The sequence below is a fragment of the Ruegeria sp. YTSA075 genome (assembly GCF_059610245.1).
The window spans coordinates 1-24,974 of the sequence record NZ_JBXWNG010000003.1; the positions used below are offsets into that span (position 1 = coordinate 1).

The window sequence follows — 24,974 nt, forward strand, 5'->3', positions numbered from 1 at the left end:
CGGTTGTAGCTCAGTTGGTTAGAGTACCGGCCTGTCACGCCGGGGGTCGCGGGTTCGAGCCCCGTCAACCGCGCCATCACTGCCAGCCTTTGATCCGGGCAAACGGATCGGACATAGACCCAAAATGCGCGGTTGTAGCTCAGTTGGTTAGAGTACCGGCCTGTCACGCCGGGGGTCGCGGGTTCGAGCCCCGTCAACCGCGCCATTTTCCTTCGATCATATCATGTCATCAAAACGCAGGCCGCGCCCTGCGCGTTTGCATTGCATCCTGTCAGGATGTGTCGGCAATAATCCGAAAGTTCTACCTTTGTTCTAACTTTTCTGTTGGAGACTCAGCGCCGCTCGCCTATTTCTAGGACACTTATGTGGTTGGGGGCCTGAATGGCTGAGCTGAAGAACATCGAAGTGCGCGGTGCGCGCGAACATAACCTCAAGGGGATCGACGTCGATATCCCTCGGGATCAGCTGGTGGTGATCACCGGCCTGTCCGGTTCGGGCAAGTCCTCACTGGCCTTTGATACGATCTATGCGGAAGGGCAGCGCCGGTATGTCGAAAGCCTGTCCGCCTATGCGCGTCAGTTCCTGGATATGATGGAAAAGCCGGATGTGGACCACATCAGTGGTCTTTCGCCGGCAATCTCGATTGAGCAGAAGACCACGTCGAAAAACCCGCGTTCGACCGTGGGGACCGTAACCGAGATTTACGACTATCTGCGCCTGTTGTTCGCTCGGGCAGGGACGCCCTATAGCCCCGCAACGGGTCTACCGATCGAAGCACAACAGGTCCAGGACATGGTCGACCGGATCATGACGATGGAGGAGGGGACGCGGGGATACCTGCTGGCCCCCATCGTGAGGGACCGGAAAGGCGAATATAAGAAAGAGTTTCTGGAACTGCGCAAGCAGGGCTTTCAGCGTGTAAAGGTCGACGGTGACTTTTACGAGCTGGACGAACCACCCACATTGGACAAAAAATTCCGTCACGATATCGACGTGGTGGTTGACCGTCTGGTGGTCCGCGAAGGGATGGAGACCCGGCTGGCCGACAGTCTGCGCACCGCTTTGGACCTGGCGGATGGCATTGCCGTTCTGGAAACGGCTCCGCGTGAAGGTGACCCAGAGCGTATCACGTTCAGCGAGAATTTTGCCTGCCCGGTTAGTGGCTTCACTATCCCTGAGATCGAACCCCGGTTGTTTTCCTTCAACGCGCCGTTTGGCGCTTGCCCGGATTGTGACGGCTTGGGGGTGGAGCTGTTCTTTGACGAACGGCTGGTTGTGCCGGACCAGACATTGAAACTGTATGATGGAGCCTTGGCCCCGTGGCGGAAGGGTAAGTCTCCGTACTTTCTGCAAACTATCGAGGCCATCGCACGGCATTATGAGTTCGACAAGAACACCCCCTGGAAAGATTTACCTAAGAAGGTGCAACAGGTGTTCCTGCGAGGATCGGGGGATGAGGAGATTCAGTTCCGCTATGATGAAGGCGGGCGGGTTTATCAGGTCACCCGTAGTTTTGAGGGCGTGATCCCGAATATGAAGCGCCGCTATCGCGAGACCGACAGTGCATGGATTCGCGAAGAGTTCGAGCGGTATCAGAACAATCGTCCCTGTGGCACCTGTGAAGGCTATCGCCTGCGCCCCGAAGCGCTGGCCGTGAAGATCGCCGGTCTGCACGTGGGGCAGGTTGTTGAGATGTCAATCCGAGAGGCGCTGGCCTGGGTTGAGGATGCACCAAACCATCTTTCCGCCCAAAAGAATGAGATCGCGCGGGCTATTTTGAAGGAAATCCGTGAACGGCTGGGGTTCTTGAATAACGTCGGTTTGGAATACCTTACGCTGTCACGTTCAAGTGGAACTTTGTCCGGTGGTGAAAGCCAGCGTATCCGGTTGGCCAGCCAGATCGGCTCGGGCCTGACCGGCGTTTTGTATGTGCTGGATGAACCCTCTATCGGGTTGCACCAGCGCGATAATGATCGGTTGCTGGGGACGCTCAAGAACCTGCGGGATCAGGGCAATACCGTGATTGTGGTCGAGCATGACGAAGAGGCCATCCGCGAGGCGGATTACGTCTTCGACATCGGCCCTGGTGCTGGCGTTCATGGCGGACAGGTTGTCAGCAAAGGTACTCCGGGCGAAATTGCGGCAGATGCGGCCTCGGTCACCGGGCAATATCTGGCTGGAACACGCGAGATTGCGGTCCCGACCGAACGGCGCAAAGGCAACGGCAAGAAACTGACCGTTGTGAAAGCGACGGGCAATAACCTCCAGAATGTGACCGCAGATTTTCCACTGGGCAAGTTTGTCTGTGTCACGGGCGTGTCTGGCGGGGGGAAGTCGACACTGACGATTGAGACATTGTTCAAAACCGCCTCGATGCGGTTGAACGGCGCGCGGCAAACTCCGGCCCCTTGCGAGACGATCAAAGGGTTGGAGCATCTGGATAAGGTTATCGACATTGACCAGCGACCGATTGGGCGTACGCCGCGGTCCAATCCAGCGACCTACACCGGGGCGTTCACCCCGATCCGTGATTGGTTCGCCGGACTGCCTGAGGCGAAGGCCCGCGGGTACAAGCCAGGGCGGTTCAGCTTCAACGTCAAAGGGGGGCGGTGTGAGGCCTGCCAGGGCGACGGCGTCATCAAGATCGAGATGCATTTTCTGCCTGATGTCTATGTCACCTGCGAAACCTGCAAAGGCGCACGGTACAACCGCGAGACGCTGGAGATAAAGTTCAAAGGCAAATCCATCGCTGATGTACTCGATATGACCGTGGAGGATGCGCAGGAGTTCTTCAAGGCGGTGCCATCGATCCGGGACAAGATGGACGCTCTGGCGCGCGTGGGGCTGGGTTACATCAAGGTTGGTCAGCAGGCCACAACCTTGTCGGGCGGCGAGGCACAGCGGGTGAAGCTGTCAAAAGAACTCAGCAAACGCTCGACCGGGCGGACGCTGTATATTCTGGATGAACCGACGACAGGTCTACATTTCGAGGATGTGCGTAAGCTACTGGAAGTGCTGCATGAATTGGTTGATCAAGGGAACACCGTTGTCGTGATCGAACACAATCTGGACGTTGTGAAAACCGCAGACCACATCATTGATATCGGCCCTGAAGGCGGCGATGGGGGGGGTGAGATCGTGGCGACCGGTACACCGGAAGACGTGGCCGAGGTGAAACGCAGCCATACAGGGCGGTATCTAAAGCCTATGCTGTCTGGGACACGTGTGGCGGCCGAATAGGGCGCGCGTTTCTTTGAGAGGGAAGGCAGCGAGGCTCTGCCTCGCGCTCCGGGATATTTTTGGCCAGATGAAGAATGGATCGCAGCAGTTAACTGCGACCTCGTTTTTCAAATCGCGGTAGCATGGCTGAGAAATCCTGGCCAAGGCCGTTTTCTGCTTCGACAAATTGCTCGTAAAGGGCGGTGGCGGCTTGGCCCATTGGGGTATCCGCATCGGCGTTGTCGGCGGCTTGCTGACTGAGGCGCAGGTCTTTCAACATCAGCTCGGCAGCAAAGCCGGGTTGGTAGTTGTTATCGGCAGGACTGGTCGGGCCGACGCCGGGGGCTGGGCAATAGGCGTTCATGGTCCAGCTGTAGCCGGATGAGGTGCTGACCACGTCGAACATCTTTTGACGGTCCAGTCCCAATTTGTCGGCCAAGGCAAAGGCTTCGCAGGTGGCGATCATGGTAACGCCAAGGATCATGTTGTTGCAAATCTTGGCTGCCTGTCCGGCCCCGGCCTCGCCGCAATGCACCGCCTTTTGACCCATTATGTCGAATAGAGGGGCGGCTTTGGCAAAGGCGTCATTGGTTCCGCCTGCCATGAAAGTAAGCGTACCGGCTGAGGCGCCGCCGATCCCGCCTGAAACGGGCGCATCGACCGATAGCAAGCCAGCGCTACCGGCTTGATCAGCCACAGCGCGCGCGCTGTCGACATCAACGGTGGAGCAATCGATCAGAGCAGCGCCAGATAGCATATGGGGGATGATTTGATCGGCAACAGCCCGCAGGATGGTGCCGTTTGGTAGCATCGTTATGACAGCATCGGCTCCAGACACGGCATCGGCGGCGGTTTCTGCCTTTGCCACACCATCGACACTGACCCCGGCGGTATCGAACCCGCGCACCTGATAGCCTGCTTTGGCCAGATTGGCCGCCATGGGCGCGCCCATGTTGCCCAGCCCGATGAACCCGATTTGCATGTCTTATTCCTCCTCGAAAGTCAGGGCGTCCTTGCCCAAGGGCTGCAACATCTTTGAAACCGCGACCGCAGGCACGATCATATCCGCGTATTGCCAGCGGGGGTTGCGATCCTTGTCGATGATCTGCGCCCGAATGCCTTCCAGAAGATCACCGTGCTGCATGGCGCGGAAGGTGAAGCGGTATTCCATTTCCAGCGCCCGATGCATGGTCAGCGCGGCCCCGCGCAGGCGGTGCAGCATCTCGACCGTGCAGGCGGTTGACAGCGGCGCGTTGCGCTCGAGCTTGGCAAGCGCTTTCGCCGCGAACTCTGATCCGTTTCCACGCAGGTTGGTGAGGATATCGCCAAGTGTTTCACCGCCAAAGCTGTCATCGATTTCGGATTGCAGATCGGCAAGGTCGCCGTTGGGCGGTGTTACCGCGTGTTCTGCGATCAAATCGGTATTGCCGGAGGCTTCCAGCATTTCGATCAGGTCTGCCCACTGATCCTGTGGGATGAAGTGATCGGCGAAGCCTGCAAGGATCGCATCGGCAGGCCCCATGCGATGGCCTGTGGTGCCCAGGAACTCTCCCAACCGGCCAGGGGCGAGAGCCAGCATCAGGGTGCCGCCAACATCAGGAACCAGCCCGATAGAACATTCCGGCATAGCGATCTGGGAACTTTCGCCAACAATCCGGTGGCTGCCATGGCAGCCAATGCCAACGCCGCCGCCCATGGTGAACCCTTGCAGGAAGCTGACGACAGGTTTGGGATATTCAAAGATAAGTGCGTTCAGCCGGTATTCATCACGCCAAAAGGTCTGTCCATAGGTGAAATTGCCCTGCGTTCCTGTCTGATAAAGTTCGGCAATGTCCCCGCCCGAGCAAAATGCTTTGTCACCCTCGGCATCGAAAATGATCAGATCAACCGCATCATCCTCACGCCAGTTGCGCAGGGCAGTGTCGATGGCCATGCACATGTCATAAGTCATGGCGTTCAGCGCCTTAGGGCGGGTCAGTGTGATGCGCCCGGCGCGCCCGGTTGTGCGAATGTCGATATCGGACATAGACCCTTTAGCCTTATGCAATCATCTGGCGCGCAACGATCACGCGCATGATCTCGTTCGTGCCTTCCAATATCTGGTGCACCCGCAGATCGCGCACAAGCTTTTCGATGCCATAGTCGGCCAGATAGCCGTAGCCGCCATGAAGTTGCAGACATTGATCCACGACCTTCGACCCGGTCTCGGTCACGAATTTCTTGGCCATGGCGCAGAACTTGGTTGCGTCAGGCGCGCCCTGATCCAGTTTCCAGGCTGCTTGGCGCAGAAAGGTGCGTGCGGCCTGCAGTTCAATCTCCATATCCGCAAGGCGGAATTGCAGGGCCTGAAACTGATCGATGGATTTTCCAAAGGCCTTGCGTTCTGACATGTATTGCAAGGTCATGTCCAACCCGGCCTGTGCCGCGCCCAGGGAACATGAGGCGATGTTCAGACGACCACCGTCCAAGCCCATCATGGCATATTTAAACCCGTCGCCTTCGACCCCGACCAGATTGCCCGACGGGATTTTGCAATCGTCGAACTGAACCTGTGCAGTGGGCTGACTTTTCCAACCCATCTTCTGCTCCAGCGCGCCAAAGCTAAGACCCGGTGTGCCATCCTCGACATAGACGGTAGAGATTCCCTTGGGGCCGTCCTGACCGGTGCGGACCATGCAGACATAAGCATCTGAATACCCTCCGCCTGAAATGAATGCCTTAGTGCCGTTCAGCGTGTAGCCTTCGTTCGTGCGTTCTGCGCGGGTTTTCAAGGCGGCGGCGTCCGAACCCGAACCCGGCTCGGTCAGGCAGTAGCTGAGGACTGTGTTGAGGCTTAGCACCTCGGGCATGATGCGGGATTTCAGGTCATCGCTGGCAAAACTGTCCAGCATCTTGGCGCACATATTGTGGATCGAGAGGAACGCAGCAACCGAGGGGCAGGCCATCGACAAAGCCTCGAACACCAGCGTGGCGTCCAACCGGGTCAGGCCCGAGCCGCCGCTATCCTCGGACACATAGAGCGCGCCGAATCCAAGTTCGCCGATCTGGGGCCAAAGCTCTTTTGGGATGGTGCCGTCGCTTTCCCATTGCCGTGCGAATGGGGCGATGTTTTCCTGCCCAAACCCATAGGCCATATCGAAAATCGCGGTCTGTTCCTCGGTCAGCCCGAAATCCATTGCTACCCTCCCGTCGGCATTGAATTGAACGGTTGTTTATTTCTCAATCGTTACAGAAATTTTTCAAGATCGGCAATCGCTCAGGCGTTAAGCCACATCGGCGCAGCGTGGTTTCACAGGTCCGCGTGGAATTCTTCGATCAGGTGCCGCACAACCGCCTGGCCTGGGTCCTCTCCCTTGGCGACAGCCTCGGCATGGACGCGGCGCTGGCGGGTGGCTGAGGTTCCGGTTTCGGCGACCTGACGCAAACGGGCAAGTTCGGTCATGGTGCCTAGGGCCTCGGCGTCTTCGGCCAGCAGCCCCATCAAATCTCCCACCAGATCAGCCATGGGTTTGATGGACCGATCCCCAAAATCGATCAGGCCCTCGCCGACCCCATAGCGTTGTGCCCGCCAGCGGTTTTCGCCGATCAGGAAACGATCATATTGCCGCCAGCGCAGATTCCGTGCTTTCAGGCGGCATAGCATCCGGGTCAGGGCCTGAACCAAAGCGGCCAAAGACAAGGTGTGTTCCAGCCGTGGCTGCACATCCATGATCCGTGTTTCCAACGTAGGGAACCGATGCGAAGGGCGCAGATCCCACCAGATTTTCGACGTGTCCTCGATAACGCCCAGTTCAACCAGAACACCGGTTGTCCGCTCGTATTCCGACCAGCCGCTGAAATCCGGGGGCAGGCCAGTTCGCGGCAGGTTGTCAAAGACCGTCAACCTGTACGAGGACAGGCCAGTATCTTCGCCATTCCAGAACGGCGACGAGGTTGAAAGCGCAAGAAGATGTGGCAGGAAGTAACACAACTGAGGCATCAGATCGGCTCGCAACGCTTGATCTTCGACCCCGACATGCACATGCATTCCGCAGATCAGCATGCGCCGCGCCACGCCGCCCAGTGCGTGTTGAAGGGCATCATAGCGCTCTTTCCGCGTGTGATGCTGGTCTTTCCAATTGGCGAACGGATGACAGGATACGGCGATTGGGCTGAGATTGTAGTGCGCCGCATGTTCCGAGACGCAGGATCGTAAGCGTCTAAGGTCCTCTCGCGCGCTTTTGATGGTGGTATGTGGTCGGGTTCCAACTTCGATCTGGCATTGCAGGAATTCGGGGCTGACCTGACCTTCGAAATCGGTCTGGCAGGCCTCCATCAGGGCGGCGGGTGCCTCGGTCAGTTGCAGGCTGTCGCGGTCGACCAACAGATATTCTTCTTCGATGCCCAGCGTGAAATCCTGCTGCATGGGCGGACCTCTCTTTATCGTGTTGATCCAGTGAATACGGAAATTGGCCTTTTGCCAAGGGTTTGGGGTTCTGCCGCTTGCAGAGGTCGGCCCTGCACAGGTAAGGAGCGGTAACTACCCCTCAGACCGGAGCCCGCCGCGTGAAACCCAGAAAATTCCCCCGGATCAATGCCGCGTTGGACCGTTTTGGCGTCAAACTGATCGACAAGGTCACCGAGCGGGAGGAGCGTGCACGGCTCGAAACCTTTGAACGGGCAGGGGGTCTGACCCGCCCGGCCTATGCCTTATCGCCGGGAATGGAGATGTTTGATATTGAGCCGCTGAAACAGGAATTTGCGCAGCATCGGGAGGCTTTGGCCGCGCTGAAAGACCCCGCGCGCAACACAACCGGCTATCGCATCGGCAATGGCTATTACGACAGCCCGGATGCGGATGCTTTGTATCTGATGATCCGTCGGTTCCAGCCAAATCGGGTGATCGAGGTCGGGTGCGGGAACTCAACCCGTGTGACGCGGCAGGCGATCATCGATGGTGATCTGGACACAAAGATCACGGCCATTGACCCCTATCCCCGCGCCGATATCGCTCATGTGGTCGATGCGTTCGAACAAAAACGGCTGGAGGACGTGGACCCGGCGCTGTTCGACCAGCTTGAGGCAGGAGATGTCCTGTTTATCGATTCCAGCCATGTCGTGCGGATGTCCAACGACGTAGCGCACCTGTTCTGTCGGGTCATTCCTGCTCTGAAACCAGGTGTCGTGATCCACGTGCACGATGTTTTTTTGCCCTATGAATATCCCAAGCGGTTCTTTTATGACTGTCCGGGCTGGGGTGAGCAGTACATGCTACACGCAATGCTGCAATCGGGCGCGTTTTCAATGCTTTGGCCGGGGTATTACCTGCAACAGGATCGTCCCGATGCGGTCGAGGCACTGCCGTTTCTGGCCGATGGTAGGGCGCAGAGCATTTGGGTTCAGATCAAGGAACGGTGATCGCAAAGTGATCCGGCTTGGAACAAGGCCCGTACCCCTTTCCATAACAAGCTGGAGAGGAGAAGACAGCCATGTTTCGTCGTACGTTTATGGGCGCTGCCGCCGCAATCGCACTTGCCATGCCGCTAAAGGCCCAAGCTGCTGACATTGTCGACACCGCCGTTTCGGCCGGATCGTTCAGCACTTTGGTTGCAGCCGTTCAGGCCGCCGGACTGGTCGATACGCTGAAGGGGGATGGCCCGTTCACTGTATTCGCACCAACCGATGAAGCATTTGCTGCGCTGCCCGAAGGCACCGTTGAAAGCCTTCTGTTGCCCGAAAACAAGGATCAACTGGTCGCGATTCTGACCTATCACGTGGTTCCGGCCAAAGTCATGTCGGGCGATATCGCAGGCAAGCGCGCGAAGGTTCTGACCGTGCAGGGCGACCGCCTGAGCGTGAATGCCAGAAACGGCGTCAAGGTCAACGGCGCCGAGGTGATCCAGGCAGATATTGAGGCCAGCAACGGTGTGATCCACGTGATCGACGAAGTGATGCTGCCGGAGTAATCGCCACCACTCACGAAAAAGCCCCGGTCCTGATGGCCGGGGCTTTGCTGATTCTTGGGTATCGCGTTTCAGACCAGACGCACCTGCGTGCCGACCTGCACCAGCGGATACAGTTCTTCAACATGCTGGTTGTAAAGACCAATGCAGCCGGACGAGCTCTGACGTCCGATCTTACGCGTGTCATGCGTGCCGTGCACCAGATAGGCGGGCCAACCCAGATACATTGCGCGGGTGCCCAGTGGATTGCCGGGATCACCGCCATCCATTCGTACAGGCAGCGACGGATCTCGTTCCCGCATTGATGCAGTCGGGGTCCAGCTGGGGTTTTCGGCTTTGCGCACCACTTTGGTATAGCCGCGTTTTGTCAGTTCTTCGCTCATAGGAACGGAGCTTGGGTACAGCTTATAGGTCCCGTCAGGCCCCCAGTAATGCACAGCGCGGCTGGTGATATCCGCCAGTAAGCATCCAGAGCCCAATTCGTCAAAGTGATCCTGCCAATTCTGCTGTGAGAATGAGGATACATTGCGGCGCACCGGGGGTTGCGTGCTGATCGGGTCTTCGGCCTGCGGAAAGGCATCCAGGCTTTGGGCGCGCAACAACGCGGGCGTCGCCAGGACGGACGCTGCGCCCAACAGGGCAGAGCGGCGGGTCATGCGGGAATTGGACAATTCGGCCTCCGATTATTCAAACTGCTCGATCAACAAATCGCGTGTAAGATATTTCCGCAGGGCTTTGAATTCCAGCCCAAGTGGCTTGAATTTATCGTGAGGGCACAGGACTATCCCAATAGTTCGGCAAGTCTTTGCACAAAAAAAACCGGTCCTGATGAGGCCGGTTTCTTTTTTTCGGGATAAACTTTAAAGGCTTAGTCCATGGCCTTGAAGTTAAACTCGCCACCTTCCTTGATTCCCGACGGCCAGCGCGCGGTCACGGTTTTGGTGCGGGTATAGAACTTGAAGCTGTCCGGGCCGTGCTGGTTCAGGTCACCAAACATGGATTTCTTCCAGCCGCCGAAGGTGTGATAGGCCAGTGGAACAGGGATCGGCACGTTGATGCCAACCATCCCGATATTGATCCGGCTGGCAAAATCACGGGCGGTGTCACCATCACGGGTGAAGATCGCGGTCCCATTGCCGTATTCGTGATCCATTGCCAGGCCAATCGCCTCTTCGTAGGAACCGGCGCGGACAGTCGACAAAACCGGGCCAAAGATCTCTTGTTTGTAGATGTCCATGTCGGGCGTCACGTGGTCAAACAGGTGCGGGCCGACAAAGAAGCCATCTTCATAGCCCTGCAGGCTGAAATCACGATTGTCGACAACCAGCTTCGCGCCTTGCTCAACGCCCGAGTTGATCAGGCCGAGGATACGCTCTTTTGCCGCACCGGTTACAACCGGGCCCATATCGACGTCGTCACCCGCAGTGTAAGGGCCAACTTTCAGCTTTTCGACACGCGGGATCAGCTTTTCGATCAGGCGATCCGCGGTTTCTTCGCCAACGGGGACGGCGACTGAAATTGCCATGCAGCGCTCGCCTGCCGCACCAAAACCAGCGCCGACCAGCGCGTCTGCCGCCTGATCCAGGTCAGCGTCTGGCATGACGATCATATGGTTCTTGGCACCGCCAAAACACTGCGCACGTTTGCCGTTGGCGGTTGCGCGACTGTAGATGTACTGCGCGATCGGGGTCGAGCCCACAAAGCTGACGCCTTGAATGATTTCGCTGTCGAGGATGGTATCGACGGCTTCCTTGTCGCCATTGACCACCTGGAATACACCTGCGGGCAAGCCAGCCTCGATGAACAGTTCGGCCAGCATCAGAGGGACAGAAGGGTCACGCTCGGACGGTTTAAGAACCACGGCATTGCCACAGGCCAGGGCGGGACCCACGTGCCACAGAGGCATCATTGCCGGGAAGTTGAACGGCATGATTGAGCCGACAACGCCCAGAGGTTGACGCATCGAATACATGTCAATGCCGGGGCCTGCGCTGTCGGTAAACTCACCCTTCAGCATCTGAGGCGCGCCAATGCAGTATTCAATCACTTCCAGACCACGCTGCAGATCGCCCTTTGCATCCGGAATGGTCTTGCCGTGCTCGCGGCTGAGCGCTTCGGCCAGCTTGTCCATGTCACGGTTCATCAGGCCGACCATAGCCATCATGACACGTGCGCGTTTCTGAGGGTTGGTCGCACCCCATGCCGGTTGCGCTGCGGCGGCGGCCTCAATCGCCGCCGTGGTTTCGGCCGCACTGGCCATCGGGCATTTGTATTGAACTTCGCCGGTTGCAGGATTGAAGACATCGTCAAACCGGCCCGAAGTACCGGCAACATACGCGCCATTCAGGAAATGGGTCAGGTCTTGCATCGAAAACTCCTCTGAATCTGTTGCGCGCAGAATAGGCTTGCAGAAATCACCTGAACAGAGGCAATGTTTCAAAAGGGCTTTGCAAAAATGCAAAAGGTAGATCATGAACCCAAACTGGGATGATATGAGGATTTTTCTGGCCGTTGCACGCGAGGAAAGCCTGTCATCAGCTGGCCGTATTCTGAAAATTGATCCCGCAACGGTTGGGCGCCGCATCGCGCGGCTTGAGGCCAGTCTGGATGCACCATTGTTTACCAAATCTCAGCAAGGCTACATGTTAACGACCGCAGGGGAACGCTTGCTCGATCATGCACAACAGGCCGAAGAGGCGATGCGCGCCGCCACAGGGGCCGTGGTCGGTTCCACCAAATCGCTCAGCGGACAAATTCGGATCGGTGCACCGGATGGATCAGCCAATTATCTGTTGCCTCAGGTCTGTGCACAAATCAGCGATGCGAATCCTGACCTGGATATTCAAATCCTTGCATTGCCTAGGATTATCAACCTGTCCCGGCGCGAGGCGGATATGGCTGTCACGGTCAGCGCGCCGACAGCTGGGAAATTGCTGGTTCAGAAAATCTGTGACTACCAGCTGCACATGGTGGCCGCGCAGGACTATTTGGACCGTCACAACCCGATCTGCTCGGTTGCTGACCTGCAGGGCCATCGCCTGATCGGGTACATACCGGACATGATCTTTGACCGAGAGCTGGACTATCTGAACGACATAGGTATCGACCGCGTTGCGCTGGCGTCGAACTCGGTCTCTGTTCAGTTGCGGCAGGTGTCACTGGGAACCGGTGTGTGCGTCGCGCATGATTTCACGTTGCCGTTCCACCTCAACTTGCGGCAAATCCTAAAGGATCAGGTGAGTTTGACGCGCAGTTTCCACCTGGTTCGGCATCAGGGCGATCAGCGGAATGAGCGTTTGAATCGGTTCGCCGAGGCCCTGACCCAGGGCATTCGAGAAGAGGTCGCCCGGCTAGAAGCTGCCACAGCAGCTTGACAGGTTGCCCTGATCGCGCAACGCTTTGGAACAGATTATTATTCCGGAGGTGTTCTATATGCTCGTTCAGGCCATTCTGAAGTCAAAAGCCACGGAAGGCGTTGTTACCGTCAAACCTTCGGCGACGGTTTCTGACGCGTCGAAAATTCTGGCAGAAAAACGGATCGGTACTGTTATTGTCTCGGAAGATGGTGGTCAAACGGCGGCGGGTATCCTGTCTGAAAGAGATATCGTCCGCGAACTGGCTGCCAGCGGCAGCGGATGTCTGAACGAACCCGTCAGTTCGTACATGACCAAGGAACTGGTGACGACGACGCGACAGGCGACCGTGCAGGACATCATGTCCCGTATGACCGAAGGTCGCTTTCGCCATATGCCGGTGGTTGAGGATGGCAAGCTGATCGGGATTGTCACGCTGGGCGATGTGGTCAAGGCACAGCTTGCAGAACTGGCCATGGAGAAAGACGCCTTGCAAGGGATGATCATGGGTCACTAACGGGATAGGGGTGCTTCAAGCCCTTGCACCTGCGGCAAAGTTATGTTTGCTAGCGCAGAAATTTTATTGCGCGGGAGAGCCTGATGCGGGTTGGATTATATCCAGGAACTTTTGATCCGATAACCTTGGGTCATATTGATATCATCCGTCGGGCCGCTGCGCTGGTGGACAAATTGGTGATCGGTGTCGCGATCAACCGTGACAAAGGACCGTTGTTCACCTTGGAAGAACGTGTGGCCATGATCGAGGCGGAATGCGCCCAGTTGACCCAGCAGACCGGGACCGAGATTGTTGCGCATCCGTTCGAGAATCTGCTGATCGATTGTGCTCGCGATGTCGATGCGCAGATCATCGTGCGCGGGCTGCGGGCCGTTGCGGATTTTGAATATGAATTCCAGATGGTTGGTATGAACCGGGCGCTGGATGATACGATTGAAACCGTCTTCCTGATGGCCGAAGCACGGCACCAAGCGATTGCCTCAAAACTGGTGAAGGAAATCGCGCGGTTGAACGGGGACGTGTCGAAATTCGTCACGCCCCGCGTGAATGACGCTCTGAAAGACCGTTTAGGATAGCGCGCCCATTGCGGCGGCGGTGTCCAGCATACGGTTTGAAAAGCCCCATTCATTGTCATACCAGGCCAGCACGCGCACCAAAGTGCCGTCCGTGACTTTGGTTTCATCCAGCGACACGGTCGAGCTGTGGGCATCGTGGTTGAAATCGATCGAGACCAGCGGGCGAGATTCCGCAGCCAGGACGCCGGGGATCTTTGCTGCTGCCTCGACGAACAGGGCATTCACTTCTTCTTCGGTGGTTGGACGTGACACTTCGGCCACCAAATCAACGACCGAGACATTCGGCGTGGGGACCCGGATCGCCTGACCGGTCAGTTTGCCTGCAAGCTGCGGTAGCACCAGACCGACAGCCGAAGCCGCACCGGTGGTGGTCGGGATCATCGATAGGGCAGCGGCGCGTGAAAGGTAAGGGTCTTTACCCGCGTTATCATGAACGGGTTGACTGGCCGTGTAGGCGTGTACAGTGGTCATATTGCCATGCACAATGCCCAGCCCAGCATCCAGTGCCGCAGCGACCGGAGACAGGCAGTTGGTGGTGCAGGATGCGTTCGAGACGATCGTGTCTGCTGCCGTCAACTCGTGATCATTCACGCCGAAGACGACGGTTTTGACACCCCCATCACCGCGTGCGGGGGCCGAAATCAGTACTTTCTTCGATCCGTTCTTCAGGTGACGTTCTGCCGCCTCACGGGTACGGAAGACGCCGGTGCATTCCAGAACCACGTCGACGTCAGACCAGTTCAGCGCTTCGGGATCGCGCTCGCTGGTCAGGCGGATGGGGCCTGCACCAACATCCAGGCCTGCTTCGGTCAGCGTGACTTTGTTTGGATAGCGGCCATGCACGCTGTCGAATTCGAACATATGCGCGTTCATTTCCGGTTTTCCCAGATCGTTGATTGCGACGATCTGCACATCTGTGCGGCCTGTTTCCATCAAGGCCCGCAGAACACCGCGCCCGATCCGTCCAAAGCCGTTGATTGCCAGTTTGAGTGTCATGTCACGCTCCGTTCGTCAGCTGGCCCCGATACGGGGCTTGGTTAGCGCTAACAATGGCAGATTGGCACGAATGTCAAGCAAAACATCCGTCACCGCCAGAAGGCAATCCAGTCCAGAAACGCGTAAAGCTTTTTGCTGAGAAACACCAAATGTTCAGGGCCGAACAGTGCGTAGTCCAGAATCACCGCGCCAAGGAGCAGAAGCCCAAGCCATATAGCGAGTTGATTTGTCATTCTTTCCCCGAACGAAAAAGGCCCACCCAGATAACCTGAGCGGGCCCGAAGGTACAAGCGATGTGCAAAGGGTCAGTTAAGACGGCCCATTGCAACGGCCACATCGGCCATGCGCACCGAAAAGCCCCATTCGTTATCATACCAGGCCAGCACACGCACCATGCGGTTGTCGACCACGCGGGTCTGATCCGGCGCGAAGATCGAGCTTTCTTCGGTATGGTTGAAATCGGTTGAAACCAGCGGGGCGGGCTCAAAGCCCAGAACGCGTTGCATCGGGCCCTTGGCGGCTTCTTCGACGATGGCGTTAACCTCTTCGACGGTGACATCGCGCGCGGCGCGGAAGCTCAGGTCTACGGCCGAAACATTCGGGGTTGGAACGCGGATCGCCGAGCCGTCCAGACGGCCTTTCAGATTGGGTAGAACTTCACCCAATGCTGCAGCGGCACCGGTCGAGGTCGGGATCATCGACATGGCGGCTGCACGCGCGCGGTACAGGTCGCTGTGGCGGCGGTCCAGCGTCGGCTGGTCACCGGTATAAGCGTGGATCGTGGTCATGATACCATGTTCGATGCCAACACCTTCGTCCAAGACCTTGGCAAGCGGAGCAAGGCAGTTGGTGGTGCAGGAGCCGTTCGAGACCATGTTGTCATTGGCGGTCAAAGTGTTGTGGTTCACACCGAACACGATGGTCTTGTCGACGTTCTTGCCGGGCGCAGACAACAGGACCTTTTGTGCACCACGTTCGAGATGCGTTTTTGCTTTGGTGCCATCGTTGAACTTGCCGGTGCATTCCAGAACGACATCACAGCCTTCCCAGTCCAGTTCGTTCATGTCGTAGGTCGAGAACATCTGCATCGGGCCGCGACCCAGATCCATGGTGTTGCCTTCGATCGAGACGTCGCGGGGGAAACGACCGTGAATACTGTCATATTTCAGAAGATGCGCCGAGGTTTCCAGCGGGCCGGTGGCGTTGACTTTGATTACTTCGATATCGTTGCGTCCCGAGGCGGCGATATGCGATAGGGTACAGCGGCCGATGCGGCCAAAACCATTAATCCCGACCTTGATGGTCATAACATGTCTCCAGAATGCGCTTGCGTTGTTGGGCATATAGCGGTGAAACCCGAGTCTCAAAAGGGCAAAAATAGCATATTTTGAAGGTGTTAGCGCAAACCTGTCCCGATTGCGCTAACGCTTGCGCTAGCTGTTGGATCGGGTAGGGTCCGAAACGCGACAGGTGACAGGAAAGGAAGCGCGATGAGCGGTCTGTTGGCCCTTTTGGACGATGTGGCGGGGATCGCCAAGGTTGCGGCAGCTTCGGTTGACGATGTTGTAGCTGCCGCAGGTAAGGCTGGGGCCAAGACGGCGGGTGTGATTATTGATGACGCGGCGGTGACACCGAAATACGTTCAGGGTTTTGCCCCCGCACGCGAATTGCCAATCATCTGGCGCATTGCGCGCGGGTCTTTTTTCAACAAGCTGATTCTGTTGCTGCCCGTCGCATTGTTGTTGGCCAATTTTGCGCCGTGGCTGATTACGCCGTTGCTGATGATCGGTGGCTCATACTTATGTTTCGAAGGGGCCGAGAAGATATTCCATGTGCTGTTTCCCCATGGCAGCCACGTCATCGACGAGGATATGAAGAATCGCGACCCTGGCCATTTAGAAGAACAAAAGGTCAAAGGCGCGATCAAGACTGATTTCATTCTGTCCGCCGAGATCATGACCATCGCGCTGGCGGCGATTGAGGCCCCCAATCTGTGGATGCAGGCCGCGACCTTGGCCGTTGTCGGGATCGGGGTGACCGTGGCTGTCTATGGTTCGGTCGCACTGATCGTGAAGATGGACGACGTGGGGCTGTTTCTTGCGAGGAATGCGCCAACGCCGATTGGCCGCGGCATCGGTCGCGGATTGGTCAAGGCCATGCCTGTGGTGATGAAGCTGCTGTCGATCATCGGCACTGCCGCGATGCTTTGGGTTGGTGGGTCGATTGTGATTCACGGGCTTGAAGTGCTGGGCTATGGCTGGCTGGGTCACCATATCCACGATTGGGCTCATGCGATTGGTCATATGGTGTCCGAGCAATGGGTCGGAGCAGTGGAGTGGATCTCCAAGGCAACAATGGATGGCATTTTCGGATTGGTCTATGGGCTGGCGCTGATCCCGGTGGCAACCAGGATCGTTGCTCCGTTGATGGGGATGGTTTCAGGGTCGAGCAAACAGCACTGAAAACCCTGTTTGTGACGTTGGGTCGTTGTGGTCGCAAGCCGAACGGCAGATACGCTGTGACCTGAAACACAAGAACTGGAACTCAAATGTCGTCTCATACCCTAACCGAGGTTCTTGAGAGCCGAACGCCGGAGGGCGATGGTCTAAGCTATCCTGTGCCAGTCAACTGGATGCAGGGCCGGACCACTTTTGGCGGGTTCTCTTCTGCGCTTATGCTGGATGCGGTTCGCGCGCTGCATAAGGATTTGCCACCCTTGCGCTCGGCGTTGGTGAATTTTACCGCACCGATTGGAACCTCACCGATCATCGGAACAGAGGTGCTGCGACAAGGGCGGAATGTGACCATCGTCAATGCCCGCGCTCAGATCGACGGGAAAGTCGCAGCCATGGCGACGTTTTCCTTTGGTCATCCTCAGGATAGCCACGTTGCGTTTGACTACCCGGCCAAACCTGCGGAAGACCCTGAGGACACAGGGGCTTACTTCCCGCCAGATTTGCCCAGACCTCCTATCCCGTTCCTTCAGAATTTCGATGTCCGGCTGGTCGAGGGCGCGTTGCCGTTCTCGGGTGCCGAGAAAGGGTACCTGCGCCTTTGGGCCCGACATAAAGACCCGCGTATGTGGGGCCGGATGGAAGGGTTGATATCGGTGGCTGATCTGCCGCCACCTGCCATCTATCCAACGCTGAAGAAACCCGGCCCAAACTCGTCAATGAATTGGATTTTCAATGTGTTGGCCGAAGATATTCAAACACGTGACGGCTGGTTCATGCTGGAGCATCAACTGACCGCCGGGCGCGATGGCTATAGTTCTCAGGTCATGCGGGTCTGGAATACTGACGGTGCTCTGGTCGTTGACGGGATGCAGTCGGTTATCATTTTCGTCTAACAAAAAAGCCCCGGTCTGGACCGGGGCTTTTGACGTTTTCAGGCGGGGATCAGCCCAGCAGATCTTTGACCTTCGCAACTGTCGCCTCAGCCGTAATGCCGAAATGCTTGTACAGCTCACCCGCAGGGGCCGAGGCGCCAAAACTGGACATGCCAATGAAGCCCGCCTTGGCTTCGCGGCCACGTTCACCCAGCAGCCAGCGGTCCCAACCACCGGCACGCACGGCGGCCTCGATACCGACGCGCACAGGGCCCGCAGGGAGAACGCGCTTGCGATAGGTTTCATCCTGCTGCGCGAACAGCTCCATGCAGGGCATCGAGACGACGCGGGTGCCGATACCTTCGCCTTCAAGCAACGCTTTGGCCTCCATCGCCAGCGAAACCTCGGATCCGGTGGCGATCAGGATCGCCTGACGCTTGCCTTCGGCCTCGGCCAGAACATAAGCGCCTTGGGCGGTCAGGTTCTTGGTCTTGTGATCCGTCCGCACGGTCGGTACGCCCTGACGGGTCAGCGACAAGACCGAGGGGCTGTCCTTGAAGGTCAGCGCCAATTCCCAGGCTTCAGCGGTCTCGACCGTGTCGGCGGGGCGGAACACATAGGTGTTCGGTGTCGCGCGGCTGATCGCCAGATGCTCGACCGGCTGGTGGGTCGGTCCGTCTTCACCCAGACCGATCGAGTCATGGGTCATCACAAAGACTGACGGGATTTTCATCAATGCGGCCAGACGCATGGACGGGCGGGCATAGTCGGTGAAGGCCATGAAGGTCCCGCCATAGGGGCGTATGCCGCCATGAAGCGCCATACCGTTCATCGCAGCGGCCATGCCGTGTTCACGGATGCCGTAGTGGATGTAGCGACCCTTGCGGTTTTCGGGCAGGAACACACCCATATCAGCCGATTTGGTATTGTTTGATCCGGTCAGGTCAGCCGAACCACCAACGGTCTCGGTCATGATCGGGTTTACAACGTTCAGAACCTTCTCGGACGAAGCGCGAGTGGCCAGTTTCGGCTGGTCTTCCGACATCTGTTTCTTGAACGAACGGATCGCCCCGGCCAGTTTCTTGGGCGCTTCAAACGCATAGGCCCGGTTGAATTCGGCCTGCTTGCGTTCGGAAAGCTGCGCGAAACGCTCTTCCCAGACGGCACGCTCGGAGGCCCCGCGAGCACCAATGGCTTCCCATGCGGATTTCACATTGGCCGGGATTTCAAACGCATCATGGGGCCAGCCATAAGCTGCCTTGGCCGCCTTCAACTGCTCTTGATCCGTTAACGCGCCATGACCTTTGGAGGTATCCTGCGCCGCATGACCCAGAGCGATATGGCTTTCGCAGGCAATCATGGTAGGCTTTTTTGATGTTTTGGCCTTGGTGATGGCCGCATCGATTGCCTCGGGGTCGTGCCCGTCGATCTCAATCACCTGCCAGCCCGAAGCGGCAAAGCGTTTCACCTGATCGGTGCGATCTGCGATATCAACGGTGCCGTCGATGGTGATGTTGTTGTTGTCCCAGAAGACGATCAGCTTGCCCAACTCGTGACGACCGGCGAGAGTGATCGCTTCTTGGCTGACGCCTTCCATCAGACAGCCGTCACCTGCGATCACATAGGTGTAGTGATCCACAACTTTTTTGCCGTAATGGGCGCGCTGGATTTCCTCGGCCATGGCAAAGCCCACAGCGTTCGAGATACCCTGACCCAGCGGTCCGGTGGTGGTTTCGACACCGTTGATCAGAAAATTCTCCGGGTGGCCCGCAGTTTTGGCACCCAACTGTCGGAAGTTCTTGATCTCATCCAATGTCACATCTGCATGACCGGTCAGATAAAGCAGAGAGTAGACCAACATTGAGCCGTGACCAGCAGACAGGATGAAGCGGTCGCGGTCGGGCCAGCTGGGGTTTGTGGCGTCGAATTTCAGGTGCTTTTCGAACAGCACGGTCGCAACATCAGCCATGCCCATTGGCATGCCGGAATGGCCGGAATTTGCGGCGGCGACGGCGTCAAGGGTCAGGGTGCGTATGGCCGCAGCTTTGTCCCAGTGTTCGGGGTTTGCATTGCGCAGCGCAGTCAGGTCCACGGGCGTTGTTCCTTTGGATTACATGCAGATTGCGGCTCAATACCATCCAGCCCTCAAAGTGCAAGTAGAACCGGGTTTTGCATAGGGTTTGTGCTTCAACAGCGCAGTCCAAGTTGTTGAAACCAAACAGTGGGTATTTTCCATCGCATTCCGCTAGACTAGGCGCAGGCCGGGCGTGATGTTGATTCGGATCGCCCTGCAACAGAACGAACCTTGATAAAGAGGTGACAGGGGCATGAGCCAAATCGAGGAACTACAGCATCGCATCATCGCCGCGATGGAACGTATCGGCGCAGGTGTCGATGCCATGCAGCACGCGGCCCCCGGCGGCGAACCGGTGGATGACAGCCTGAAGATCGCGCTTGAGGAGGAGCGGGTCGCCAATGCCCAATTGCAGGAACGATTGAAGTCCCTGAAAGAACGGCATGATCAGGAAATGGACAGCCTGCGCGCTGAACTGGATCAGGCGCAGGCATCGTCTGGTGACAACGCCGAGGTCGAGGGGCTGCGTGAACAGCTGGCGGAAGCATCGACCAAACTTGCAAGCGTTGAGGCCGCCCGGTTGGAACTGGCCGAGGCCAAAGAGGCGCTGGAAAACTCAGAAGAGCTTGACGCTTTAAAATCCGAGAATGCGCAGCTTCGATCAGAAATGGACATGCTGGCCGATACTGCGCCCATCCAGGCCGAGTTGGATCAGTTGCGGGTGCTGGTGGAACAATCCAAACAGATTGAGGCGGAAAATAGCCGGCTGCGGTCAGAACTTGCCGATACCGAACGGGTGGATGATCTGAACGCCGAACTTGATATGCTGCGTGCCGAACGGGCCAGCCATGGGGCGGCAATGTCGCGTCTGGACAGCGATCTGCAACGGATGCGCAAGGCGAACGCGATGCTGCAAAGCTCGCTCGATGAATTGCGCGGGGCAGCAGAGCAGGGGCTGTCGGTCGTTGAATTGCTGGATCAGGCCACGGCTGCTGAACTGGAGGCGACCCGCGCGGAGCAGGCCTCGGATGCGTCCGAGGCACATGCCATTCTCGCCCGGCTTGAGCCCTTGCTCAGCAAAGCGGAACTGGCAGAAGGTGAGGTAGAGTGATGCCCGAAGTGACCATTCATATCGGCGGACGCGGCTTTGAAGTGTCCTGTCAGGACGGGGAAGAGGCGTTTCTGCACAGCGCCGCCAAGATGCTGGATGACGAAGCGCAGGTTCTATCAGATCAGATTGGCCGGATGCCCGAGGCACGGATGCTGTTGATGGCAGGGCTGATGCTGGCCGACAAAACCGCAGCGACGGATGACAAGGTCAAGGCACTGGAAAGCAAACTGGCCGAGGTTCAGGCCGAGCTGAACACGTTACGCGCCGCACCTGCGCCAGAGCCGGAACGGGTTGAAGTAGCCGTGGTGCCCCCGTCGGTAACTGACACATTGGCCGAACTGGCCGCACGGGCCGAAGCCTTGGCTTCCGTGATCGAGGAGAAGAAATCCCAATGACCATTATGCGATCTTTGGCCTGTACCGCCGTTCTGACCCTGTCTGCATCAGGTGCATCCGCAGAAATCGACATTCTGACCGTGAGCTTCACCTGTGAGAATGGCGTGCCACTGCCTGTGACCTACTTTAACGCCGCAGATGGGTCTGGCGCTGCGGCGACGGTCTTGGACAACACCCTTGTCTCGATGCGTCAGGTCGAAAGCGGGTCGGGCATTCGCTATGAATCCGTCAATACCAACGGGACGTATATCCTGCGCTCAAAAGGATGGGATGCAAGCATAAGCTATGCGGCGACAGAAGGTGCCGCCGACGAGCAGATTATCTATCAGAACTGTACCAGCCGTTAAGGATGGATCAGGCGTTTGCGTCGCGGATTTTGTCTGCGGCGTCTTTGTTGTAGTCAACGCCGTTTTCGTCAAACAGTGTGTCCAGCTCACCTGACAGGGTCATTTCGGTGATGATATCGCAGCCACCGACGAATTCGCCTTTGACATAAAGCTGAGGAACGGTCGGCCAATCGGAATAGTCCTTGATGCCTTGGCGCACCGCTTCATCGGCCAGAACGTTCACATCCGCATAATCGACGCCCATATAATTCAGCACACCGGCCACGCGGGACGAAAACCCACATTGCGGCATCTCTTTGGTGCCTTTCATATACAGCACAACATCATTGGCTTTGACGGTTTCGTCGATCTGGGTTTTAACATCGGTCATTTTGCGTTTCCTTCAAAGATCGCGTCTATGGCTGTCGTTTAATCCTTGTCGCCACGCGTTTTCGTCGTTTGTTTTCTTTACTAGGTCTAGGTCAGTCGCTTCCATTCCCAATGGTGGTTTCTCATCGGGATCGGGCGGATTCCAGCCATCCATTGATTTCAGAACCTTCCAAAGAAACTTGATCACTCCGGCACTTTTGTGGTCAGCGCCAGCGCGTGCAGATCTCCATCTGGACCGTCCATCTTGCCTTTCAAGGCAGCGTAGACAGCGCGTTGCTGCTGCACGCGGTTTTTTCCGCGAAAGCTCTCATCCACGATCATGGCGGACATGTGAACGCCATCGCTGCCGCCAACCTGTATTTCCGCATTCGGAAAGCTCTCGCGCAGCAGGGTTTCAATTTCGTGGGCGCTCATCGGCATGTAGGTTTCTCCTGAAGGTCTTTCCCAAGATGTAGAGCGGCATGTGAGCCCGCGCAAGACGTGCTGCGCAGGATCAGGCGACAGCAGCCGCGAAACTGGTACGGAACGTTTCGGTCAACTCCGCCAACGGCGCTTCAGAGCCGCCAATTTTCACGGTATCGCCGGTAAAGCGCCCGACCGACACCAGCGCCACACCGGCCTGACCGGCGGCAATCATCAGCGCCTCGGCCTGATCAAAGTTGCAGGCGACCAGATAGCGCGCCTGATCTTCGCCAAACAGGAACTCGGTCGGGGCCTCGTCGAGATGTACGCCGACACCGACGGCTTCGGCCAGTTCGAACGCGGCGAGTGCAAGACCTCCATCGCCGAGATCGGTGCAGGCCTTGATCATCTCGCGATTGGCGCGGATGAAATCACCATTGCGCTTTTCGGCATCCAGATCGACATGCGGCGCGTCGCCGTCTTCGCGGTTGAACACCTCGGCCAGCAGGGCGGATTGGCCCAGATGGCCCTGGGTTTCACCAATCATCAGAGCCACATGGCCCTCACGAACCTCGTTGCCGATGATTTCATCACTGTGGCTGAGCAGGCCAACCGCACCGATGGTCGGCGTGGGCAGGATCGCCTGACCGTCTGTCTCGTTATACAGAGAGACGTTGCCTGATACGATGGGCACGTCCAGTGCGCCAACGGCGGCACCGATGCCTTGAATGGCACCGACGAGCTGGCCCATGATCTCGGGTTTTTCGGGGTTGCCGAAATTCAGGTTGTCGGTGGTCGCCAGCGGTTTGGCCCCGACAGCAGTCAGGTTGCGATAGGCTTCGGCCACCGCTTGCTTGCCGCCCTCAACCGGGTTGGCGCGCACATAGCGTGGGGTCACGTCGCTGGTGAAGGCCAGAACCTTGTCGGTACCGTGCACGCGGACCATCCCGGCCCCCAGACCGGGCGTGCGGGCGCTGTCGGCCATGACCATGGTGTCATATTGTTCATAGACCCATTGCTTGCCGGCATAATTCGGTGAGGCGAGCAGGGCGCGCAGACCATCGATGGGATCGATCTGGGGCACATCTGCCAACTCCTCTGCTTCGGGCGTTGGTTCCCATGGGCGGTCGTATTCCGGCGCGGTTGAGGAGAGTTTCGACAGGACCAGATCGGCTTTGACCTCGCCATTATGCATAATCAGGAAGCGGTCTTCGGCGATGGTTTCTCCGACGATGGCGAAATCCAGATCCCATTTTTCGAACACGGCGCGGGCCTCGGCCTCAAGTTCGGGCTTTAGGACCATCAGCATGCGCTCCTGCGATTCCGACAGCATCATCTCATACGCCGTCATGTTCTCTTCACGCTGGGGGACGTTCTCCAGATCCAGACGCACGCCCAGACCACCCTTGTCACCCATCTCAACAGCGGAACAGGTCAGGCCCGCAGCCCCCATATCCTGAATCGAGATCACGGCACCGGTTTGCATCAGCTCCAGCGTGGCTTCCATCAGGCGCTTTTCGGTGAAGGGATCGCCGACCTGAACGGTGGGGCGTTTTTCTTCGATTGTGTCGTCGAATTCGGCCGAGGCCATGGTCGCGCCGCCAACGCCATCGCGCCCGGTTTTCGCGCCCAAATAGACGACCGGCATACCGACGCCCGAGGCGGCGGAGTAGAAAATCTTGTCGCTATCGGCCAGTCCGGCTGCAAAAGCGTTAACCAGACAGTTGCCGTTATAGGCTGGATGGAACCGAACCTCGCCGCCCACGCACGGGACGCCGAAGCAGTTGCCATAACCACCGATGCCCTCGACCACACCATTGACCAGCTGGCGGGTCTTGTGATGGCCGGGCTCGCCAAAGGACAGAGCGTTCATCGAGGCAATCGGGCGCGCGCCCATTGTGAAGACGTCGCGCAGGATGCCGCCGACGCCCGTGGCTGCACCTTGATAGGGTTCGATGTATGACGGGTGGTTATGGCTTTCCATTTTGAAAACCACCGCCTGACCGTCACCAATATCGACCACACCAGCATTTTCGCCCGGTCCACAGATGACTTGGGGCCCCTCGGTCGGAAGGGTGCGCAGCCATTTTTTGGATGACTTGTAGGAACAGTGTTCGTTCCACATGGCAGAAAAGATGCCCAGCTCGGTAAAGGTGGGTTCCCGTCCGATGATGTCGAGGATCATCTCATACTCCTCGGGCTTGAGCCCGTGTGCAGCAATCAGATCGGGTGTGATGGCGGGCTCTTGCATCGTCTGTCCTGTGTCCAAATGGGCTGAGATTGGGCGCCTTTTAGGGCAAGGGGCCGCCTGTGGAAAGGGCCAAGTGGGCGCACCCGAATATGTCC

General features: G+C 57.7%; 24 protein-coding genes and 1 tRNA gene. 12 read left to right on the plus strand and 13 right to left on the minus strand.

Features of this window, described 5'->3' with window-relative positions; translation table 11 throughout:
* Positions 1–128 precede the first annotated feature (128 nt).
* Together AC2FGE_RS05980 and uvrA are read left to right on the plus strand one after the other, a co-directional pair.
* Positions 129–205 (plus strand) — tRNA-Asp (locus AC2FGE_RS05980).
* Positions 206–381: 176 nt separating this feature from the next.
* Complete coding sequence (gene uvrA, locus AC2FGE_RS05985) at positions 382–3,240, plus strand: excinuclease ABC subunit UvrA (protein WP_496818308.1); 2,859 nt, start codon at positions 382–384, stop codon at positions 3,238–3,240.
* 88 nt (positions 3,241–3,328) lie between these two features.
* Here the strand turns inward: uvrA and mmsB are convergent, their stop codons facing one another.
* From mmsB to AC2FGE_RS06005, 4 genes are all read right to left on the minus strand, one after another.
* Positions 3,329–4,201 (minus strand): 3-hydroxyisobutyrate dehydrogenase, encoded by an 873-nt coding sequence (gene mmsB / locus AC2FGE_RS05990; RefSeq protein ID WP_496818309.1) that lies wholly within the window; start codon positions 4,199–4,201, stop codon positions 3,329–3,331.
* 3 nt (positions 4,202–4,204) lie between these two features.
* Complete coding sequence (locus AC2FGE_RS05995; protein WP_496818310.1) at positions 4,205–5,245, minus strand: enoyl-CoA hydratase/isomerase family protein; 1,041 nt, start codon at positions 5,243–5,245, stop codon at positions 4,205–4,207.
* A gap of 13 nt (positions 5,246–5,258) precedes the next feature.
* Positions 5,259–6,395 (minus strand): acyl-CoA dehydrogenase family protein, encoded by a 1,137-nt coding sequence (locus tag AC2FGE_RS06000; protein ID WP_496818311.1) that lies wholly within the window; start codon positions 6,393–6,395, stop codon positions 5,259–5,261.
* A gap of 113 nt (positions 6,396–6,508) precedes the next feature.
* Complete coding sequence (locus tag AC2FGE_RS06005; protein WP_496818312.1) at positions 6,509–7,624, minus strand: carboxylate-amine ligase; 1,116 nt, start codon at positions 7,622–7,624, stop codon at positions 6,509–6,511.
* 140 nt (positions 7,625–7,764) lie between these two features.
* Between AC2FGE_RS06005 and AC2FGE_RS06010 the strand changes: the two genes are divergently transcribed.
* Together AC2FGE_RS06010 and AC2FGE_RS06015 are read left to right on the plus strand one after the other, a co-directional pair.
* A complete protein-coding gene (locus tag AC2FGE_RS06010; protein ID WP_496818313.1) occupies positions 7,765–8,616 on the plus strand; it encodes a class I SAM-dependent methyltransferase in 852 nt (283 codons plus the stop codon).
* A gap of 71 nt (positions 8,617–8,687) precedes the next feature.
* Complete coding sequence (locus AC2FGE_RS06015) at positions 8,688–9,164, plus strand: fasciclin domain-containing protein (RefSeq protein WP_480549395.1); 477 nt, start codon at positions 8,688–8,690, stop codon at positions 9,162–9,164.
* Between the two features lie 68 nt (positions 9,165–9,232).
* Here the strand turns inward: AC2FGE_RS06015 and AC2FGE_RS06020 are convergent, their stop codons facing one another.
* Both AC2FGE_RS06020 and AC2FGE_RS06025 read right to left on the minus strand, forming a co-directional pair.
* The gene (locus tag AC2FGE_RS06020) at positions 9,233–9,817 is read right to left on the minus strand and encodes a L,D-transpeptidase (protein ID WP_480541763.1); all 585 of its coding nucleotides are present in this window, start codon (positions 9,815–9,817) and stop codon (positions 9,233–9,235) included.
* 212 nt (positions 9,818–10,029) lie between these two features.
* Positions 10,030–11,529 carry a CoA-acylating methylmalonate-semialdehyde dehydrogenase gene (locus AC2FGE_RS06025; protein WP_496818315.1) on the minus strand — a complete coding sequence of 500 codons (1,500 nt, stop codon included), beginning with the start codon at positions 11,527–11,529 and terminating at the stop codon, positions 10,030–10,032.
* 103 nt (positions 11,530–11,632) lie between these two features.
* On the opposite strand from AC2FGE_RS06025, the gene AC2FGE_RS06030 reads away from it, so the two are divergent.
* The 3 genes from AC2FGE_RS06030 to coaD all read left to right on the plus strand — a co-directional run bounded on the left by AC2FGE_RS06030 (position 11,633) and on the right by coaD (position 13,606).
* Positions 11,633–12,535 carry a LysR family transcriptional regulator gene (locus AC2FGE_RS06030; protein WP_496818316.1) on the plus strand — a complete coding sequence of 301 codons (903 nt, stop codon included), beginning with the start codon at positions 11,633–11,635 and terminating at the stop codon, positions 12,533–12,535.
* A 58-nt stretch (positions 12,536–12,593) separates the two neighbouring features.
* A complete protein-coding gene (locus AC2FGE_RS06035; protein WP_496818768.1) occupies positions 12,594–13,031 on the plus strand; it encodes a CBS domain-containing protein in 438 nt (145 codons plus the stop codon).
* A gap of 83 nt (positions 13,032–13,114) precedes the next feature.
* Positions 13,115–13,606, plus strand: a complete 492-nt coding sequence (gene coaD, locus AC2FGE_RS06040; protein WP_480549388.1) for a pantetheine-phosphate adenylyltransferase — start codon at positions 13,115–13,117, stop codon at positions 13,604–13,606.
* Here coaD and gap (AC2FGE_RS06045) read toward each other — a convergent pair.
* The 3 genes from gap (AC2FGE_RS06045) to gap (AC2FGE_RS06055) all read right to left on the minus strand — a co-directional run bounded on the left by gap (AC2FGE_RS06045) (position 13,598) and on the right by gap (AC2FGE_RS06055) (position 15,909).
* Positions 13,598–14,602: a type I glyceraldehyde-3-phosphate dehydrogenase gene (gene gap, locus AC2FGE_RS06045; protein ID WP_496818317.1), complete on the minus strand. Its 1,005-nt coding sequence runs from the start codon at positions 14,600–14,602 to the stop codon at positions 13,598–13,600. The genes coaD and gap (AC2FGE_RS06045) overlap by 9 nt on opposite strands.
* 89 nt (positions 14,603–14,691) lie before the next feature.
* The gene (locus AC2FGE_RS06050; RefSeq protein WP_496818318.1) at positions 14,692–14,835 is read right to left on the minus strand and encodes a hypothetical protein; all 144 of its coding nucleotides are present in this window, start codon (positions 14,833–14,835) and stop codon (positions 14,692–14,694) included.
* A gap of 72 nt (positions 14,836–14,907) precedes the next feature.
* On the minus strand, positions 14,908–15,909 hold the full coding sequence (gene gap, locus AC2FGE_RS06055; protein WP_496818319.1) for a type I glyceraldehyde-3-phosphate dehydrogenase: 1,002 nt from the start codon (positions 15,907–15,909) through the stop codon (positions 14,908–14,910).
* Between the two features lie 183 nt (positions 15,910–16,092).
* On the opposite strand from gap (AC2FGE_RS06055), the gene AC2FGE_RS06060 reads away from it, so the two are divergent.
* Both AC2FGE_RS06060 and AC2FGE_RS06065 read left to right on the plus strand, forming a co-directional pair.
* Entirely contained in the window at positions 16,093–17,064 is a 972-nt protein-coding gene (locus AC2FGE_RS06060) for a DUF808 domain-containing protein (protein WP_496818320.1), read from the plus strand.
* An 86-nt stretch (positions 17,065–17,150) separates the two neighbouring features.
* Positions 17,151–17,951, plus strand: a complete 801-nt coding sequence (locus AC2FGE_RS06065; RefSeq protein ID WP_496818321.1) for a thioesterase family protein — start codon at positions 17,151–17,153, stop codon at positions 17,949–17,951.
* Between the two features lie 49 nt (positions 17,952–18,000).
* On the opposite strand, the gene tkt is transcribed toward AC2FGE_RS06065, so the two are convergent.
* On the minus strand, positions 18,001–20,022 hold the full coding sequence (tkt, locus tag AC2FGE_RS06070) for a transketolase (RefSeq protein WP_496818322.1): 2,022 nt from the start codon (positions 20,020–20,022) through the stop codon (positions 18,001–18,003).
* 235 nt (positions 20,023–20,257) lie between these two features.
* On the opposite strand from tkt, the gene AC2FGE_RS06075 reads away from it, so the two are divergent.
* The 3 genes from AC2FGE_RS06075 to AC2FGE_RS06085 are packed head-to-tail and all read left to right on the plus strand — an operon-like array spanning position 20,258 to position 21,857.
* Positions 20,258–21,115, plus strand: a complete 858-nt coding sequence (locus AC2FGE_RS06075) for a hypothetical protein (RefSeq protein WP_480827375.1) — start codon at positions 20,258–20,260, stop codon at positions 21,113–21,115.
* The gene (locus AC2FGE_RS06080; protein WP_496818323.1) at positions 21,115–21,510 is read left to right on the plus strand and encodes a cell division protein ZapA; all 396 of its coding nucleotides are present in this window, start codon (positions 21,115–21,117) and stop codon (positions 21,508–21,510) included. Before AC2FGE_RS06075 ends, AC2FGE_RS06080 begins: the two co-directional genes overlap by 1 nt.
* Entirely contained in the window at positions 21,507–21,857 is a 351-nt protein-coding gene (locus tag AC2FGE_RS06085; RefSeq protein WP_496818324.1) for an MliC family protein, read from the plus strand. Before AC2FGE_RS06080 ends, AC2FGE_RS06085 begins: the two co-directional genes overlap by 4 nt.
* Before the next feature lie 7 nt (positions 21,858–21,864).
* Here AC2FGE_RS06085 and grxD read toward each other — a convergent pair whose 3' ends face one another.
* From grxD to purL, 3 genes are all read right to left on the minus strand, one after another.
* Positions 21,865–22,227, minus strand: coding sequence for a Grx4 family monothiol glutaredoxin (gene grxD / locus AC2FGE_RS06090; RefSeq protein ID WP_496818325.1), 363 nt, complete (start codon positions 22,225–22,227; stop codon positions 21,865–21,867).
* A 182-nt stretch (positions 22,228–22,409) separates the two neighbouring features.
* Positions 22,410–22,646 (minus strand): BolA/IbaG family iron-sulfur metabolism protein, encoded by a 237-nt coding sequence (locus AC2FGE_RS06095; protein ID WP_480827379.1) that lies wholly within the window; start codon positions 22,644–22,646, stop codon positions 22,410–22,412.
* 73 nt (positions 22,647–22,719) lie between these two features.
* A complete protein-coding gene (gene purL, locus AC2FGE_RS06100) occupies positions 22,720–24,879 on the minus strand; it encodes a phosphoribosylformylglycinamidine synthase subunit PurL (protein ID WP_496818326.1) in 2,160 nt (719 codons plus the stop codon).
* Positions 24,880–24,974 lie beyond the last annotated feature (95 nt).

Bases quoted from the DNA above. Each gene is read 5' to 3' on its own strand.
- uvrA (WP_496818308.1), top strand. From the start codon at position 382: ATGGCTGAGCTGAAGAACATCGAAGTGCGCGGTGCGCGCGAACATAAC.
- mmsB (WP_496818309.1), bottom strand. From the start codon at position 4,201: ATGCAAATCGGGTTCATCGGGCTGGGCAACATGGGCGCGCCCATGGCG.
- AC2FGE_RS05995 (WP_496818310.1), bottom strand. From the start codon at position 5,245: ATGTCCGATATCGACATTCGCACAACCGGGCGCGCCGGGCGCATCACA.
- AC2FGE_RS06000 (WP_496818311.1), bottom strand. From the start codon at position 6,395: ATGGATTTCGGGCTGACCGAGGAACAGACCGCGATTTTCGATATGGCC.
- AC2FGE_RS06005 (WP_496818312.1), bottom strand. From the start codon at position 7,624: ATGCAGCAGGATTTCACGCTGGGCATCGAAGAAGAATATCTGTTGGTC.
- AC2FGE_RS06015 (WP_480549395.1), top strand. From the start codon at position 8,688: ATGTTTCGTCGTACGTTTATGGGCGCTGCCGCCGCAATCGCACTTGCC.
- AC2FGE_RS06020 (WP_480541763.1), bottom strand. From the start codon at position 9,817: ATGACCCGCCGCTCTGCCCTGTTGGGCGCAGCGTCCGTCCTGGCGACG.
- AC2FGE_RS06025 (WP_496818315.1), bottom strand. From the start codon at position 11,529: ATGCAAGACCTGACCCATTTCCTGAATGGCGCGTATGTTGCCGGTACT.
- AC2FGE_RS06030 (WP_496818316.1), top strand. From the start codon at position 11,633: ATGAACCCAAACTGGGATGATATGAGGATTTTTCTGGCCGTTGCACGC.
- AC2FGE_RS06035 (WP_496818768.1), top strand. From the start codon at position 12,594: ATGCTCGTTCAGGCCATTCTGAAGTCAAAAGCCACGGAAGGCGTTGTT.
- coaD (WP_480549388.1), top strand. From the start codon at position 13,115: ATGCGGGTTGGATTATATCCAGGAACTTTTGATCCGATAACCTTGGGT.
- gap (WP_496818317.1), bottom strand. From the start codon at position 14,602: ATGACACTCAAACTGGCAATCAACGGCTTTGGACGGATCGGGCGCGGT.
- AC2FGE_RS06050 (WP_496818318.1), bottom strand. From the start codon at position 14,835: ATGACAAATCAACTCGCTATATGGCTTGGGCTTCTGCTCCTTGGCGCG.
- gap (WP_496818319.1), bottom strand. From the start codon at position 15,909: ATGACCATCAAGGTCGGGATTAATGGTTTTGGCCGCATCGGCCGCTGT.
- AC2FGE_RS06060 (WP_496818320.1), top strand. From the start codon at position 16,093: ATGAGCGGTCTGTTGGCCCTTTTGGACGATGTGGCGGGGATCGCCAAG.
- AC2FGE_RS06065 (WP_496818321.1), top strand. From the start codon at position 17,151: ATGTCGTCTCATACCCTAACCGAGGTTCTTGAGAGCCGAACGCCGGAG.
- AC2FGE_RS06075 (WP_480827375.1), top strand. From the start codon at position 20,258: ATGAGCCAAATCGAGGAACTACAGCATCGCATCATCGCCGCGATGGAA.
- AC2FGE_RS06080 (WP_496818323.1), top strand. From the start codon at position 21,115: ATGCCCGAAGTGACCATTCATATCGGCGGACGCGGCTTTGAAGTGTCC.
- AC2FGE_RS06085 (WP_496818324.1), top strand. From the start codon at position 21,507: ATGACCATTATGCGATCTTTGGCCTGTACCGCCGTTCTGACCCTGTCT.
- grxD (WP_496818325.1), bottom strand. From the start codon at position 22,227: ATGACCGATGTTAAAACCCAGATCGACGAAACCGTCAAAGCCAATGAT.
- AC2FGE_RS06095 (WP_480827379.1), bottom strand. From the start codon at position 22,646: ATGCCGATGAGCGCCCACGAAATTGAAACCCTGCTGCGCGAGAGCTTT.
- purL (WP_496818326.1), bottom strand. From the start codon at position 24,879: ATGCAAGAGCCCGCCATCACACCCGATCTGATTGCTGCACACGGGCTC.